Raw genomic sequence first — 14,215 nt, forward strand, 5'->3', positions numbered from 1 at the left:
AGTTTTTCCTGATAGTCACCTGATGGTCGATGCCGGCTCGAGCCGGTGCCCGCTGGAGGAGCCCCATGCCCGGTCTGGAGACGGCGAGCGACGCGCTCCTCGCCGAGCGCTCCGCCGAGGGCGACGTCCGCGCGTTCGAGGTGCTGGTCAAGCGGCACCAGTCGATCCTCCGCGCCTACGCCTGGCGGCTGACCGGCTCGCAGGCGGACGCCTCCGACGCGGTGCAGAACGCGCTGATCACCGTCTGGGCCCAGCTTCCGCAGCTCCAGGAGCCGGCGAGCGTGCGGAGCTGGATGATGCGGATCGTCAGCCGCTCCAGCGTCGACCTGCTCCGCCAGCGCAAGCCGGTCGACGACGTCGACGCCGTCGAGCACCCGCCGGCCCGCGAGCCCGGGCCGTTCGAGTCGGTCGAGCAGAGCGACGCGATGCGCGCTCTCGCCCAGGCGCTGGCCGAGCTGCCCGAGACCCAGCGGCAGTGCTGGCTGCTCCGCGAGGTCGGCGGCGAGTCGTACAGTGAGATCGCCGAGCACCTCGGCATCACCGCCACCGCCGTCCGCGGCAAGCTCGCCCGAGCACGGGAGTCGCTGGTCGTGGCGATGGAGGACTGGCGATGAGGGCCTGCGATGAAGGAGTCGGCGCGATGAAGGAGTCGGCGCGATGACCCCGGACGAGACGCCCGGCCTGCCCGGCACCGGCGAGGACGCCGTGCTGCCGCTGCCCGTGCCGCTGGTCGCGGACGACGCCGACGCCGATCCGGACGCCGGCTCCGCCGACGCGATCGGCATCGACGAGCTCGGCGACTACCTGGACCGGGGCCGCCTGCCCTACGACCCCGCCATCGAGGAGTCGCCGGAGCACCGGCGCACGCTGCGCGCCCTCGAGCGCGTCCGCGCGCTCTCCGGTGCGCTGATCGACGACGACGCGGCGCACCTGCCGGCCCCCGCCGAGAGCTGGTTCGGCTCGATCCTCACCCAGGTTCGGCGCGAGGCGCGGGCCGGACGGGACATCCCGCTCGCGAGCACCGATCCGGATGTCGAGCTGACGATCACCGAGGGCGCCGTCCGCGGCATCGTCCGCGAGGCGGGCGACAGCGTCTCCGGAGTCCTCGTCGGCCGCTGCCGGCTGCAGGGCGACGTCGCCGATCCGGGTGCCGACATCGCGGTCGAGGTGACGATCTCGGTGTTCTGGGGCGTGCCGATCGCCGACGCGGCGCAGCAGGTGCGCGAGCGCATCCACTCCCGCCTGCTCACCCAGACCGAGCTGCGCGTCTCGACGATCGACGTGCGCGTCGAGGACGTCTACGTCCCGGGGGAGGAGGAGTCGTGACCGGGTCCGAGCAGCTCCCCGTCGCCCCGGCCGTGCTGGTCCCCGCGGCGGCCCCCGGTGGATCCGCGCCGAGTGCGGCCGCCGTGCTCACCGCCGAGATCCGCGCCCTCGCAGGAGTGGCGATGCTCGTCCCGGCGCGCGGCCAGGTGCGCGACGTCCTCGCGCACGCGGCCGGCGCGCTGACGCCCGCCACCGTCGATCCGGCGGACGGCCCGCTCGGCGCGGTCTCCGGCGGCACCTTCGCCGAGCCGGTGCTCGTCCGCGTCCTCGGCGACGAGGTGTCGGTGTCCGCGGACGTCTGCGTCGCCGCCGAGTCGTCGGCGCCGGACATCGCCCGCGCGGTCGGCTCCGCGGTGCGCGAGTGGTGCCGGCGCGAGCACCCCGGGCGCCGCGCGCGCGTCGCGGTCCGGATCGCCTCCGTCGACTGACGCCGGAGTGCGCCGTCGCTGAGGGTGCCGCCGCTAGGCGCCGTGCTCGGCGAGGAACGCCTCCGTCTCGCCGGCCGTCGGCGTCGAGACCGCCGCTCCCGCCCGGGTGACCGAGATCGCCGCGGCGGCGGTCGCCCAGCGGACGAGCTCGACCAGCGCGGCCGGGTCGTCGAGCCTCTCGCCGCCGGCCGCGAGCCGTGCCGCGAAGACGCCGCAGAAGGTGTCGCCCGCGCCGGTCGTGTCGACGACGGAGACGCGGAAGGCCGGTGCGCGCACCGGCTCGCGGTCGCGGACGGCGACCACGACGCCGTCCGCGCCGAGCGTCACCAGCACCACCGGGACGAGCGCGGTGAGGGCGACGGCGAGGGCGGTGTCGTCCGCCGCCGCGATGCCGCGCTCGGCGCCGAGCTCGCGCGCCTCGTGCTCGTTGACGATCAGCACGTCCAGCTCGGCGAGCAGCTCCTCGGGCAGCGGGCCGATCGGCGCCGCGTTGAGGATCGTGGTGGTCCCCGCCGCGCGGCCGGCCCGCGCCGCCGCCAGCACGGTCGGGACCGGGATCTCGAGCTGCAGCAGGAGCGCCGAGGCGCCGGCGATCAGCGCCTCCTCCGCCGCGGTCAGGTCGGTGAAGGCGGCATTGGCGCCGGAGTCGACGACGATCGCGTTCTCGCCGGAGTCGTCCACCGTGATCTGCGCGGTGCCCGTGCGCTCGTCGCCCCGGCGCGCGTGCAGCTCGAGCGGCTCCTCCGCCAGCAGCCCCGCGAGCTCGTCGCCCGCGGCGTCGCGGCCGAGGCTCGTGACGAAGCTGCTGCCCGCGACCGTGCGGGCGGCGGCGACCGCCTGGTTGAGCCCCTTGCCGCCGGGGAAGGTGCGGGAGTCGAGGGCGAGCACGGTCTCGCCGGGCGCGGGGATGCGGGCCACCCGGTGGACGTGATCGAGATTGGCGCTTCCGAGGACGACGAGGCTCATGCTCCGACGGTAGGGCACGCGCAAGGGGCTGCTCGCATCCTCCGGCCGCACCTACGGTGGTGGGATGGAAACTCGAATCTTCGGCCGCACCGGTGCGCCCGTCTCCGTCGTCGGCCTCGGAACCTGGCAGCTCGGTGCCGACTGGGGGGACGTCGCGGAGAGCGACGCCCTCGCGATCCTCGACGCCGCGGCGGAGTCCGGCGTCACCCTCTTCGACACCGCCGACGTCTACGGCGACGGCCGCAGCGAGCGGACCATCGGCGCCTGGCGGGCCGCGCACCCCGACGCGGGCGTCTTCGTCGCGACGAAGATGGGCCGCCGCGTGGAGCAGATCCCCGCGAACTACGTGCTGGACAACTTCCGCGCCTGGACCGACCGCTCGCGCTCGAACCTCGGCGTCGACACGCTCGACCTCGTGCAGCTGCACTGCCCGCCGACCTCCGTCTACTCCGACGACGCCGTCTTCGACGCGCTGGACACCCTGGTCGACGAGGGCGCGATCGCGCACTACGGCGTCTCGGTCGAGCGCACGGAGGAGGCGCTCACTGCCATCGCTCGACCGAACGTCGCGAGCGTCCAGATCATCCTGAACGCGTTCCGCCTCAAGCCGCTCGACGCGGTGCTGCCGGCGGCCCGCGAGGCCGGCGTCGGAATCCTGGCACGCGTCCCGCTCGCGTCCGGCCTCCTCAGCGGCCGCTACACGACGGAGACGACCTTCGCGCCCGACGACCACCGCACCTACAACCGCGACGGCTCCGCCTTCGACGTCGGCGAGACCTTCTCGGGCGTCGACTTCGCCACCGGCGTCGAGGCCGCCCAGGAGTTCTCCCTCCTGGCCGCCGACCACGGCCTCGCCCCCGCCGCCGCCGCGCTGGCCTGGATCATCCAGCAGGACGGCGTCACCGCCGTCATCCCCGGCGCCCGCTCCGTCGAGCAGGCGAAGGCGAACGCCACCGCCGCGGACGCCGCCCCCCTCGGCCCCGCCTTCATGGAGGCCGTCAACGCCCTCTACGACACCCACTTCCGCCCCACGGTCCACCCCCGCTGGTAGCCGTCACCCACTGAGTCGCCCGAGAAGGCTCGTTCTCCACCCCGAGAACGAGCCTTCTCGGGCGAGTCAGTGGTGCCTGTGGACAACTCGACGCACGGGTCGCTCAGGGGCGCCAGCATGGCGCGGTGAGTGGCGACGGGCCGGAGGGCCTCTTCAGGGTGGCGGAGGGGAGCGCCGCGGGGCTGTCGCGGGCGCGGATGCGGTCGGCGGAGTTCCCGTCGCCGGCCTACGGAGTCAGATCGTCGGCTCCGGCCGTCACGCTCGCGGATCGCTGTGCGGCGGTGCTGCACCGGCTCGGTGACCACGTCTTCGTCTGCGGACCGACCGCGGCGCTGCTGTGGGGCGCTCCGCTCGACCGGCACTGGGAGCAGCGCGCCGTCCTGGACGTCGCCGTCGTCGCACCGGCCCGGGCCCCGCACGCGCGAGGGCTGGCGGGCCGCAGCCTCACGGTCGATCGCGACGTCGACATCGTCGTCGGCAAGCGAGGCGCGCTGACCACTCCGGCCCGCACCTGGTGCGACCTCGGTGCCGTTCTCGAGCTGGCGGACCTCGTCGCGGTCGGCGACGACCTCCTCCACCGTCGTCTCGTCGGCGACGAGTCCCTGCGTGCCGCACTCGCCCGGTACCCGGGTCGACGCGGGATCGCGCGCCTGCGTCGAGCCCTCGGGCTGCTCGACGGCCGCGCGGAGTCTCGGCCCGAGTCGCAGGTCCGCGTCGCGCTCGTGCTCGCAGGCATCCGGGGTCTCGAGGCGAACGTCGAGATCCGCGACGAATCGGGCGCCTTCCTCGGTCGGGTCGACCTGTGCCTCGCCCGGGCACGCCTGATCATCGAGTACCACGGCGACTACCACCGCTCGGAGCCCGGCCAGTGGCGCAGGGACGTCGCGCGCGCCCGCCGCCTCCGCGCGGCCGGCTGGACCGTGATCGAGCTCACCGGCGACGACCTCGCCGACCTCGACTCCGTCGTCGCCCAGGTGCGCGCGGCGCTGCGGCAGTGACTCGCCCGAGAAGGCTCGTTCCCGGGGTGGGGAACGAGCCTTCTCGGGCGACTCAGCGGCCGCGAGCCGCGGGCGGCGCGCGGGCTAGGAGCCCAGGGCGGCGTCGACGATGGTGCGGGCCTCGGCCTGCACCTCGTGCAGGTGGTCGAGGCCGCGGAAGGACTCGGCGTAGATCTTGTAGACGTCCTCGGTGCCGGAGGGGCGCGCGGCGAACCACGCGTTCTCGGTGACGACCTTGACGCCGCCGACCGCCGCGTCGTTGCCGGGGGCCTTCGAGAGCTTGGCGACGATCTCCTCGCCGGCGAGGGTGGTCGCCGAGATCGCGTCGCCGTCGAGCTTGCCGAGCGCCGCCTTCTGCGCCTTCGTGGCGACCGCGTCGACGCGCTCGTAGACCGGGTCGCCGAAGCGCTCCGTCAGCTCGCGGTAGAGCGCCGACGGGCTCTTGCCCGTGACGGCGACGATCTCCGAGGCGAGCAGCGCCAGCAGGATGCCGTCCTTGTCGGTGGTCCAGACGGTCCCGTCGAAGCGGAGGAACGACGCACCCGCCGACTCCTCGCCGCCGAAGCCGACCGAGCCGTCGACCAGGCCGGGCACGAACCACTTGAAGCCGACCGGCACCTCCCAGAGGCGGCGGCCGAGCGACTCCGCGACCCGGTCGATGATCGAGGAGGAGACCAGCGTCTTGCCGATCGCCGCGTCCTCGCGCCAGCCGGAGCGGTGGCGGTAGAGGTAGTCGATCGCGACCGCGAGGTAGTGGTTGGGGTTCATCAGGCCGCCGTCGGGCGTGACGATGCCGTGGCGGTCGGCGTCGGCGTCGTTGCCGGTGAGGATGTCGTAGTCGCCCGCGCGGGCGACGACCGAGGCCATCGCGCTGGGGGAGGACGGGTCCATCCGGATCTTCTCGTCCCAGTCCAGGGTCATGAAGCCCCAGGCCGGATCGACCTCGCCGTTGACGACCGTCAGGTCGAGCTCGTACATCTCGGCGATCAGCTGCCAGTAGTGCACCGACGCGCCGCCCAGCGGGTCGGCTCCGATCTTCACGCCGGCCTTCTTGATCGCGTCGATGTCGATGATGTTCTTCAGATCCGCGACGTAGTGGGTGCGGTAGTCGTAGGTCTCGACGGCGCTCGGCTCGGCCGACTTCACGTCGCGGTTGCCGTCGGCGATCAGCTCGTTGGCGCGGTTCGCGATCCAGGAGGTGGCGTCGGAGTCGGCGGGGCCGCCGTGCGGCGGGTTGTACTTGAAGCCGCCGTCGCGGGGCGGGTTGTGCGAGGGGGTGACCACGATGCCGTCGGCCCGGTCGGTGTGCGACGGGTCGTTGTTGTAGCGGAGGATCGCGTGGCTGAGCGCCGGGGTCGGCACGTAGTCGTCGAACTCGTCGACGAGCACGCGCACCTCGTTGGCCACCAGCACCTCGAGCGCGGTCGTCAGCGCGGGGCGCGAGAGGCCGTGGGTGTCGGCGCCGATGAACAGCGGCCCGGTGACGCCCTCGTTCGTGCGGTACTCGACGATCGCCTGCGTCACCGCCGCGATGTGGTCCTCGTTGAAGGCGGTGTCGAACGACGAGCCGCGATGCCCGGAGGTGCCGAAGACCACCTTCTGCAAGGGGTCGGACACGTCCGGCTTCTTCTCGTAGTACGCCCTCACGAGGGCCTCGACGTCGATGAGATCGGAGGCCTCTGCCGGCTTCCCTGCGCGATCGGTCATGGGGTCCATAGTGGCAGTCGCGCCGGGGCCGCGATACCGGCTGGACAGGCGCTGGCTAGGCTGTCCGCCATGCCCGACCGCGCCTCCGACGGTGTCCCCGACACCGCCTCCGCCCCCCGCACCTACAGCTATCTCGGGCCCTCCGGCACGTTCACGGAGGCGGCGCTCGCGCAGGTGCCCGAGGCGCGCGGGCACGTCTGGCGGAGCGTCGGCAACGTCGGCGAGGCGCTCGACGACCTGGTCTCGGGGCGCAGCGACGGCGCGGTGATCGCGATCGAGAACTCGGTCGAGGGCGGAGTGACGGCCGCGCAGGACGCGCTGGCGAAGATCCCGGGCGTGCGGATCGTCGGCGAGTACCTCGTGCCGGTGTCGTTCATCCTGGTCGGCCGCCCGGGCTCGCGGCTCGAGGACGTGCGGATCGTCGCCGCGCACCCGGTCGCCTACGGCCAGTGCCGCGGGTGGCTCGACCGGACGATCCCGAGCCACGAGCACCTGCCGGCGTCGAGCAACGTGCAGGCCACGATCGACCTGCTCGCGGGCTCGCCCGCGCAGGCCGCGATCGCGCCGCCGGGCATCGTCGCCCACCACGACGTCGAGGTTCTCGCGGAGCGGATCGGCGACAACCCGAACGCGGTCACCCGCTTCGTCCACGTCTCCCGCTCGCGGGAGCTGCCCGAGGCCACCGGCGCCGACAAGACCAGCCTGATCGTCGAGCTGCCCTCCGACGCCCCGGGAGCGCTGCTCGACATGCTGGAGCAGTTCGCGACCCGCGGAGTGAACCTGAGCATGATCCAGTCGCGGCCCATCGGCGACGCCCTCGGCCGCTACCGCTTCGTCATCGACCTCGACGGCCACGTGCACGACGAGCGGGTCGCCGACGCCCTTCTGGGGCTCCGCCGCTTCAGTCCGCGGGTGATCTTCCTCGGCTCGTATCCCCGTGCGGATCGCCGTCCGGTCTCGTACGTGCGACGCTACGACGACGAGGTGTTCATCGAGGCCCGCGACTGGCTGCGCGGGATCCTCGGCAGCGAACCGGAGGTCGACGATGACTGAACGAGGCGGAGCCGAGCGCGAGCGCGTCGATCCGCGGTACGACGCCGCCTTCCAGCGGGGTTTCGCCGGGGGAGTGGACCGGGTGCGCGGCGACGAGCGCGCCTTCACCCGGCCAGGGACGGCACCGGAGGGGATCGCGCGCCGGCGGCCGCCCGCCCTCGCCGACATCGCGACCACGGCCGACAGCCGGCGCTCGCGGCGGGCGGCCGAGGGCGGCGCTCCGATCAGCGCGCCCGCCCGGCTGCCCTCGGACGCGGCGCCGGCCCGGGAGCCGTTCGCCGATCCCGCGCCCGAGGAGGTGGCCGTCCGCCGTGTCGAGGTCGCCGTGGAGCCGTCGGCGCCGCTCTGGCGGAACCCCTGGCTGCTCGCCCTGCTGCTCGCGGGGCTGGCCGGCAGCGTGCTCGGCGTCGCGCTGCTCTACAGCGGCTACTCCTCGCCGCCCGCGTCGTACTACGGCGACTCCGACACCCCGTCACCGGAGTGGATCCAGCGCCAGATCACCTACTACGCCTCGATCCCGCTGCTGGGCAGCCTGCCGTTCGCGCTGCTGCTGGCGATGGGCGTCGCGGCCCTGCGCTGGCGGGCCCGGCCCGCCAAGCAGGCTCCCTCCGACGACGTCGAGGCCGAGTCCGAGGCGACGACCCTCTGACGCCGGCCCCTCCGGCGGAGGGGGATCCACTTGGAAGAGACACCCGCACACATGCTGGTCGAGTAGCCCCGCAGGGGCGTATCGAGACCTGCTGTCACCAGCACTTCCGGCGGAAGTGGATCTCGATACGCGTGCTGCGCGCGCTACTCGATCAGCATGGGGCAGGCCGTTGCGCTGGCTGACTGAGCAGCGTGTCCTCTAGACCCCCGACGCGCCGAACAGCAGCCCGAGCAGGTAGGTGACGAGCGCCGCACCGTAGCCGATGCCGAGCTGGCGCAGGGCGCGGGCGAGGGGCGGCGCGCCGGAGAGCAGGCCGACGATCGCGCCGGTGGCGAGCAGCGCCAGGCCGACCAGGACGGACGCGAGGACCACCGCGGCCAGGCCGGACATCCCGAGCAGGTAGGGCAGCACCGGGATGATCGCGCCCGAGGCGAAGAAGCAGAAGCTCGACAGCGCCGCGCCCATGCCGGTGCCGATCGACTCGTACTCGTCGACCGACGGGTCGGCCTTCACTCCGCCGATGGTGATCGGCGAGGTCGGCGCCGCGCCGCCGCGCAGTCCCGCGAAGACCCGGGCCGCGCGGGCGTCCGCGTCCTCCTGCGAGAGCCCGCGGGCGCGGTAGACGAGCGAGAGCTCGTTGGCGTCGACGTCGAGGTCGGGCACGACGTGGTTGGTGTCGAGGTCGGGGGAGGAGGCGGAGAGCAGCTCGCGCTGCGAGCGCACCGAGACGAACTCGCCGGCGCCCATCGAGAGCGCGCCCGCGAGCAGCCCGGCGATGCCGGTGAACAGCACGACCCCGGTGCCGACTCCGCTCGCGCCGACGCCGAGGACGAGCGCCAGGTTCGAGACCAGGCCGTCGTTGGCGCCGAAGACCGCGGCGCGGAAGGTGCCCGAGAGCCGGTTGCGGCCGCGCTCGGCGAGCCCGCGGACGACCTCGCCGTGGATCCGCTCGTCGGCGGCCATCGCCTCCGTCGCGTCGTCGTCGTCGGCGTAGGGCGAGCGGGCCTCGGCGCGCTGGATCAGCGCGAGGACGAAGACCGAGCCGAACTGCCGGGTGAGGAAGCCGAGCAGCCGTGTGCGCAGGTCCGGCCGCGGCTGCGGCTCGGCGGCCGGCCCGAGCAGCTCGCGCCAGTGCTCCTCGTGCCGGCCCTCGGCGGCGGCCAGGGCGAGCAGGATCTCGCGCTCCTCGCCGGAGCGGCGCTCGGCGAGATCGCGGTAGCTCGCGGCCTCGGCCAGCTCGTCGGCGAGGTAGCGCCGCCAGCGGCGGATCTGCACGGGAGTGGGGGAGGAAGGGGTGTCTCGGGCGGTGGTCGCCATGGGATCTCCTGGGCTTCGGCACCCCGGCCGACCCGCACGAGAGGACCGGCCAGGACACGTGTCGACTGGCCGAAGGTCTCGTTCGCCCGGTTCCGCGAGGATCCGGGTGGCGCGCCGGGTCCGGGACTCTCCGGACCAGCATGTCGACGCGCCTCGTCGTCCGCTCGGCGGACGGTGGGAACTACTCCCCTTCGCAGGGACCACCGTAGCCGAGAAGGCAGCGCGGCGCCCCTCCGATCGCGGGGCGGCGCCCGCGGGTACAGTCGAGCCGCGGCGGAGCCTCCCGGCCCGCCCCTGCGCCGCACCGGCGCCCTCGAAGGGGAGGCCGCCCATGACCGCCGACAGCGCACCGACCCGCCGACTCGTCGCCGAGCTGGAGGAGCGCGCCCGCGAGGCGCTGCCCTGGTTCGTCGCCGACTACTACGGCGCCGTCGCGGGCGGCCGCTCGGAGCGCGACGCCGACCTCGCGGCCTGGGACGCGATCCGCTTCCGACCGGCGGCGCTGCGCGGCGAGCTCGACGGCGACACCACGACCACGGTCCTCGGCACCGAGGTGCGGGGCCCCGTGCTGATCGCGCCGATGGCGCAGCAGAACGCGGCGGATCCGCGGGGCGAGATCGCGATGGCGGAGGCGGCGGCGCGCGCCGGCACCCTGCTCGGCGTCTCGACGAACACGGCGCTGCCGTTCGAGCGGATCGCCGCGGCGGGTGCGCCGTGGTGGTTCCAGGTCTACCTGCTCGCGGACCGCGACGTGACCCACGCGCTCATCGAGCGGGCCGCGTCGAACGGCGCCCGCGCGCTGATGCTCACGGTCGAGATGCCGGTGCTGCGCGGCGAGCGCCCCGGCATCGAGCCGCTGACCTGGCCGGAGATCCCCGGGAAGGCGCGGCTCGGCAACCTGACCGAGCAGGAGCGCGCCCTGGTCCTCGGCCGTCCCGTGCCGAACCCGGGACTCGACGACATCGGCCGCCTGCGCTCGGTCAGCGGTCTGCCGGTCCTGGTGAAGGGCGTGCTGCGCGGCGAGGACGCCCGGCGCGCGGTCGACGCGGGCGCCTCCGGGGTCGTCGTCTCGACGCACGGCGGCCGGCGGATGGACGGCTCGATCACCGCGGTCGGGGCGCTCGCCGAGGTGGTCGACGCGGTCGGCGCCGACGCCGAGGTCTACATCGACAGCGGGGTGCGCACGGGCCGGCACGTGCTCGCGGCTCTCGCGCTCGGGGCCCGCGCGGTCTTCGTCGGGCGGCCGCTGATGTGGGCGCTCGCCGTGGGCGGTGCCGACGAGGTCGCCGGGCTGCTCGGGCTCCTCGACCGCGAGTTCCGGGTCATGCTGCAGCAGTCGGGGGCGGCGTCGATCCGCGATCTCGGCGGGCTCGTCGCCCGGTCCTGACGAAGGTGCGCGGTCAGGCCGCGATGCTGCTGCGGGTCCGGCGGCGCTGCTGCCGCTCGTGCTCGGCCTCGAGCAGCGCGCGGGTGCGCTCGGTCGCGAGCAGCTCGACGAGGGTGTCGGTCTCCTCCTCGATCCGCTCGCGCAGGTCGAGCGGCTCGGCGTTCAGCAGTCGCTTGGCGGCGGCGGCCACCAGCGGTGGGCGGGCGGCGAGCGCCCGGACGCGCTCATCGACACGGGCCGCGAGCTCGGCGCGGGGGACGACCTCGGTGACCAGCTGCCACTCGAGCGCCTCAGCGGCCCGGACCGAGCGGCCGGAGAGCACGAAGTCGAGGGCGCGGCGGCGGCCGATCGTCGCGGGCAGAGTCGCCGTGACGCCGCAGTCCGGCACCAGCCCGACGTCGCCGTAGGCGCTGACGAAGGTGGCGGCGGGCGTCGCGACGACGATGTCGGCGGCGAGCGCGAAGGCGATCCCGGCTCCCGCGGTGATGCCGTCGATCGCGCAGACGACGACGGCGCTGCTCTCGCCGAGCAGGCGGAAGGCCTCGCCCGCGGTCGTCGCCAGATCGCGGAGGTACTGGTCGGGCCGGTCGGCGACCATGATCGCCGAGACGTCGCCGCCGGTGCAGAACGCGCGACCCGCGGACTCGACGACGAGGACGGTGCAGCCCGCGTCGGCGTTCAGCGTGATCAGGGCGCGCACCAGCTGCAGGGCCGTGTCGAGGTCGAGAGCGTTGAGGGCGTCGGGCCGGTCGAGGATCAGGCGGGCGACGGGTCCGGAGCGCTCGACGCGCACGGTCGGGGGTCGGGGAGTCATGGCGGGGCCTCTCGGGCTGAGGTCGGGGAGCTGCGGTGGAGAGCTGCTGTGGAGAGCTGCGGCCCTCTCGCGGGGGAACGGAGGGGGCCGGCGCCGTCCGTCGGGGGAGGTGGCGCAGAAGTGGTTCGCAGCCCCGGCCCCGCCGGTTCGGTCCGCCCGGCCGATCCTCAGGCGCGCCTCCCGGCCCCTCTAAACTGCTGGGGTGATTGATCCCGTACTTCTCCGCGAGAACCCGGACGTCCTGAAGCGCTCGCAGGAGGCCCGCGGCGACTCCGTCGAGCTCGTCGACGACGCCCTCGAGGCCGACCGCGCACGCCGGGCCGCGATCACCGAGGCCGAGCGCCTCCGCGCCGAGCAGAACGCCTTCGGCAAGACCGTCGCGAAGGCGCCGAAGGACGAGAAGGCGGCCCTGGTCGCCGAGGCGCAGCGCCTCGCCGCCGCGGCCAAGCAGGCGCAGCAGGAGGCCGCCGAGGCCGACGAGCGCTTCGGCTCGCTCGTGAAGCGGCTGGCCAACCCGATCATCGACGGCGTTCCCGCCGGTGGCGAGGACAAGTTCGAGCTCGTGCGCACCGTCGGCGAGCGCCCGGTCTTCGACTTCGCGCCCCGCGACCACCTCGAGATCGGCGAGCTGCTCGACGGCATCGACATGCAGCGCGGCGCGAAGGTCAGCGGCGCGCGCTTCTACTTCCTCAAGGGCCTCGTCGCCCGCCTCGAGATCGCGCTGATGAACCTCGGCCTGGAGCGCGCCCTCGAGGCAGGCTTCACGCCGCTGATCACGCCGACGCTGGTGCGCCCCGAGATCATGGACGGCACCGGCTTCCTCGGTGAGCACGACGACGAGGTGTACCGCCTCCGCGACGACGACCTCTACCTCACCGGCACCAGCGAGGTGGCGCTCGCCGGCTACCACGCCGACGAGATCCTCGACCTCGCGGGCGGCCCGAAGCGCTACGCCGGCTGGAGCACCTGCTACCGCCGCGAGGCCGGCTCGGGCGGGCGCGACACCCGCGGCATCATCCGCGTGCACCAGTTCAACAAGCTCGAGATGTTCGTCTACACGCTGCCCGAGGACGCGGAGGCGGAGCACGCGCGCCTGCTCGCCCACCAGGAGGGCGTGCTGCAGAGCCTCGGCCTGCACTACCGCGTCATCGACGTCGCCGCGGGCGACCTCGGCCAGAGCGCCGCGCGCAAGTTCGACGTCGAGGCCTGGGTGCCCACCCAGGACGCCTACCGCGAGCTGACGTCGACCTCGAACTGCACCACCTTCCAGGCCCGCCGCCTGGACACCCGCTACCGCACCGAGTCGGGGAAGACGGCGCCCGTCGCGACCCTGAACGGCACCCTGGCGACCACCCGCTGGATCGTCGCCCTGCTCGAGACGCACCAGCAGGCCGACGGCTCGGTGCTCGTCCCCGAGGCGCTGCGCCCGCACCTGGGCGGCCTCGAGGTCCTCGAGCCGGTCCGCACCGCATGAGCGCCGGCCGCCGCCTCATCGCCCTCGACATCGACGGCACCGTCATGCACGAGGACGGCACCATCACCGACGCGGTCGTCGAGGCGATCGCGGGCGCAGTCGCCCAGGGCGACGAGGTCATGCTCGCGACCGGCCGCTCGCCGTCGACAACGCTGCCCGTGGTGGCGCGCCTGGGCATCTCGCCCGAGTTCGTCATCTGCTGCAACGGCGCCGTCACCCTGCGCCGCGACCCCGAGGCGGAGGGCGGCTACCGCCCCGACGTCGTCGAGACCTTCGACCCCACCGAGGTCCTGGAGACCATCCGCCGCCAACTGCCCGACGCGCACTACGCCGTCGAGGACGCCGACGGCGCCTTCTCCTACACCGAGGCCTTCCCCGGCGGGGCCGTGATGGGCGCCGAGACGGTGCACGTGCCGTTCGAGGAGCTGCTGGGCGTGCAGTCCACCCGCGTGGTCGTCATCTCGCCCGGCACCGGCATCGAGGAGTTCACCGAGCTCGTCGAGCGGATGGGCCTGCACCAGGTCAGCTACGCCATCGGCTGGACCGCCTGGCTCGACATCGCCCCGCACGGCGTCAACAAGTCGACCGCGCTCGAGCTGGTCCGCAACCGTCTCGGCATCGAGCGGAGCGACGTGGTCGCGCTCGGCGACGGCCGCAACGACATCGAGATGCTCACCTGGGCCGCCGAGCACGGCGCCGGCCTGGCGATGGGCCAGGCGCCCGCCGAGGTCCTCGCCGTCGCGTCCGCGATCCTCCCCGGCGTGCACGAGGACGGCGTCGCCGTCGCCCTCGCCGACCTGCGCTGACCCGACGCAGCGCCCGCCGCTCCCGCGCCGCGCGGACCGTCGGTTACCATCGACTGTCTCTCCCCGCGGGGAGCGGCAGGGAGGGCTGTCCGAGCGGCCGATGGAGCCAGTCTTGAAAACTGGTGGGCAGAGATGTCTCTAGGGTTCGAATCCCTAGCCCTCCGCCACCGCGATCGAGCGGCGACGCCTTCCGCCGGCAGGTGACGAGGACGAGCACGCGATCCCGCCGTCATGCCGGT

At 74.0% G+C, this 14,215-nt stretch carries 14 protein-coding genes and 1 tRNA gene; 11 read left to right on the forward strand and 4 right to left on the reverse strand.

Features of this window, described 5'->3' with window-relative positions; genetic code table 11:
- Nucleotides 1-65: 65 nt before the first annotated feature.
- The 3 genes from EDF22_RS01915 to EDF22_RS01925 are packed head-to-tail and all read left to right on the forward strand — an operon-like array spanning nt 66 to nt 1,754.
- A complete protein-coding gene (locus EDF22_RS01915) occupies nt 66-614 on the forward strand; it encodes an RNA polymerase sigma factor (RefSeq protein WP_123444992.1) in 549 nt (182 codons plus the stop codon).
- A gap of 43 nt (nt 615-657) precedes the next feature.
- The gene (locus EDF22_RS01920; RefSeq protein WP_123702015.1) at nt 658-1,326 is read left to right on the forward strand and encodes an Asp23/Gls24 family envelope stress response protein; all 669 of its coding nucleotides are present in this window, start codon (nt 658-660) and stop codon (nt 1,324-1,326) included.
- Complete coding sequence (locus EDF22_RS01925; protein ID WP_123702017.1) at nt 1,323-1,754, forward strand: hypothetical protein; 432 nt, start codon at nt 1,323-1,325, stop codon at nt 1,752-1,754. Before EDF22_RS01920 ends, EDF22_RS01925 begins: the two co-directional genes overlap by 4 nt.
- A 33-nt stretch (nt 1,755-1,787) precedes the next feature.
- Here the strand turns inward: EDF22_RS01925 and EDF22_RS01930 are convergent, their stop codons facing one another.
- Nucleotides 1,788-2,720, reverse strand: coding sequence for a ribokinase (locus EDF22_RS01930; protein WP_123702019.1), 933 nt, complete (start codon nt 2,718-2,720; stop codon nt 1,788-1,790).
- Nucleotides 2,721-2,784: 64 nt separating this feature from the next.
- On the opposite strand from EDF22_RS01930, the gene EDF22_RS01935 reads away from it, so the two are divergent.
- Both EDF22_RS01935 and EDF22_RS01940 read left to right on the forward strand, forming a co-directional pair.
- Nucleotides 2,785-3,771, forward strand: coding sequence for an aldo/keto reductase (locus EDF22_RS01935; RefSeq protein WP_123702021.1), 987 nt, complete (start codon nt 2,785-2,787; stop codon nt 3,769-3,771).
- A 125-nt stretch (nt 3,772-3,896) separates the two neighbouring features.
- Nucleotides 3,897-4,769, forward strand: coding sequence for a DUF559 domain-containing protein (locus EDF22_RS01940; RefSeq protein ID WP_148059083.1), 873 nt, complete (start codon nt 3,897-3,899; stop codon nt 4,767-4,769).
- 84 nt (nt 4,770-4,853) lie between these two features.
- Here EDF22_RS01940 and pgm read toward each other — a convergent pair whose 3' ends face one another.
- Entirely contained in the window at nt 4,854-6,476 is a 1,623-nt protein-coding gene (gene pgm / locus EDF22_RS01945) for a phosphoglucomutase (alpha-D-glucose-1,6-bisphosphate-dependent) (protein ID WP_123702024.1), read from the reverse strand.
- Between the two features lie 69 nt (nt 6,477-6,545).
- Here pgm and pheA point away from each other — a divergent pair, with 69 nt between their 5' ends.
- Together pheA and EDF22_RS01955 are read left to right on the forward strand one after the other, a co-directional pair.
- Nucleotides 6,546-7,529: a prephenate dehydratase gene (gene pheA / locus EDF22_RS01950; protein WP_123702026.1), complete on the forward strand. Its 984-nt coding sequence runs from the start codon at nt 6,546-6,548 to the stop codon at nt 7,527-7,529.
- Nucleotides 7,522-8,178 (forward strand): hypothetical protein, encoded by a 657-nt coding sequence (locus EDF22_RS01955; RefSeq protein WP_123702028.1) that lies wholly within the window; start codon nt 7,522-7,524, stop codon nt 8,176-8,178. The genes pheA and EDF22_RS01955 overlap by 8 nt, the downstream gene beginning before the upstream one ends.
- Before the next feature lie 198 nt (nt 8,179-8,376).
- On the opposite strand, the gene EDF22_RS01960 is transcribed toward EDF22_RS01955, so the two are convergent.
- On the reverse strand, nt 8,377-9,495 hold the full coding sequence (locus EDF22_RS01960) for a VIT1/CCC1 transporter family protein (protein ID WP_123445000.1): 1,119 nt from the start codon (nt 9,493-9,495) through the stop codon (nt 8,377-8,379).
- A 331-nt stretch (nt 9,496-9,826) separates the two neighbouring features.
- On the opposite strand from EDF22_RS01960, the gene EDF22_RS01965 reads away from it, so the two are divergent.
- On the forward strand, nt 9,827-10,882 hold the full coding sequence (locus tag EDF22_RS01965; RefSeq protein ID WP_185038663.1) for an alpha-hydroxy-acid oxidizing protein: 1,056 nt from the start codon (nt 9,827-9,829) through the stop codon (nt 10,880-10,882).
- A 13-nt stretch (nt 10,883-10,895) separates the two neighbouring features.
- Here the strand turns inward: EDF22_RS01965 and EDF22_RS01970 are convergent, their stop codons facing one another.
- Nucleotides 10,896-11,696, reverse strand: a complete 801-nt coding sequence (locus EDF22_RS01970; RefSeq protein ID WP_123702031.1) for an enoyl-CoA hydratase/isomerase family protein — start codon at nt 11,694-11,696, stop codon at nt 10,896-10,898.
- A 202-nt stretch (nt 11,697-11,898) separates the two neighbouring features.
- On the opposite strand from EDF22_RS01970, the gene serS reads away from it, so the two are divergent.
- From serS to EDF22_RS01985, 3 genes are all read left to right on the forward strand, one after another.
- Nucleotides 11,899-13,170 carry a serine--tRNA ligase gene (gene serS / locus EDF22_RS01975; RefSeq protein WP_123702032.1) on the forward strand — a complete coding sequence of 424 codons (1,272 nt, stop codon included), beginning with the start codon at nt 11,899-11,901 and terminating at the stop codon, nt 13,168-13,170.
- Nucleotides 13,167-13,976 carry an HAD family hydrolase gene (locus tag EDF22_RS01980; protein ID WP_123702034.1) on the forward strand — a complete coding sequence of 270 codons (810 nt, stop codon included), beginning with the start codon at nt 13,167-13,169 and terminating at the stop codon, nt 13,974-13,976. Before serS ends, EDF22_RS01980 begins: the two co-directional genes overlap by 4 nt.
- 79 nt (nt 13,977-14,055) lie before the next feature.
- Nucleotides 14,056-14,143: transfer RNA gene (locus tag EDF22_RS01985), tRNA-Ser, on the forward strand.
- The last annotated feature ends 72 nt before the right edge of the window (nt 14,144-14,215 follow it).

The sequence above is a fragment of the Rathayibacter sp. PhB127 genome, from assembly GCF_003751665.1.
In the GTDB taxonomy this organism is placed as follows: domain Bacteria; phylum Actinomycetota; class Actinomycetes; order Actinomycetales; family Microbacteriaceae; genus Rathayibacter; species Rathayibacter festucae.

Excerpts from the sequence above, each read along its gene's own strand:
- EDF22_RS01915 (WP_123444992.1), top strand. The coding sequence starts at position 66 with ATGCCCGGTCTGGAGACGGCGAGCGACGCGCTCCTCGCCGAGCGCTCC.
- EDF22_RS01920 (WP_123702015.1), top strand. The coding sequence starts at position 658 with ATGACCCCGGACGAGACGCCCGGCCTGCCCGGCACCGGCGAGGACGCC.
- EDF22_RS01930 (WP_123702019.1), bottom strand. The coding sequence starts at position 2,720 with ATGAGCCTCGTCGTCCTCGGAAGCGCCAATCTCGATCACGTCCACCGG.
- EDF22_RS01935 (WP_123702021.1), top strand. The coding sequence starts at position 2,785 with ATGGAAACTCGAATCTTCGGCCGCACCGGTGCGCCCGTCTCCGTCGTC.
- pgm (WP_123702024.1), bottom strand. The coding sequence starts at position 6,476 with ATGACCGATCGCGCAGGGAAGCCGGCAGAGGCCTCCGATCTCATCGAC.
- pheA (WP_123702026.1), top strand. The coding sequence starts at position 6,546 with ATGCCCGACCGCGCCTCCGACGGTGTCCCCGACACCGCCTCCGCCCCC.
- EDF22_RS01955 (WP_123702028.1), top strand. The coding sequence starts at position 7,522 with ATGACTGAACGAGGCGGAGCCGAGCGCGAGCGCGTCGATCCGCGGTAC.
- EDF22_RS01960 (WP_123445000.1), bottom strand. The coding sequence starts at position 9,495 with ATGGCGACCACCGCCCGAGACACCCCTTCCTCCCCCACTCCCGTGCAG.
- EDF22_RS01965 (WP_185038663.1), top strand. The coding sequence starts at position 9,827 with ATGACCGCCGACAGCGCACCGACCCGCCGACTCGTCGCCGAGCTGGAG.
- EDF22_RS01970 (WP_123702031.1), bottom strand. The coding sequence starts at position 11,696 with ATGACTCCCCGACCCCCGACCGTGCGCGTCGAGCGCTCCGGACCCGTC.
- EDF22_RS01980 (WP_123702034.1), top strand. The coding sequence starts at position 13,167 with ATGAGCGCCGGCCGCCGCCTCATCGCCCTCGACATCGACGGCACCGTC.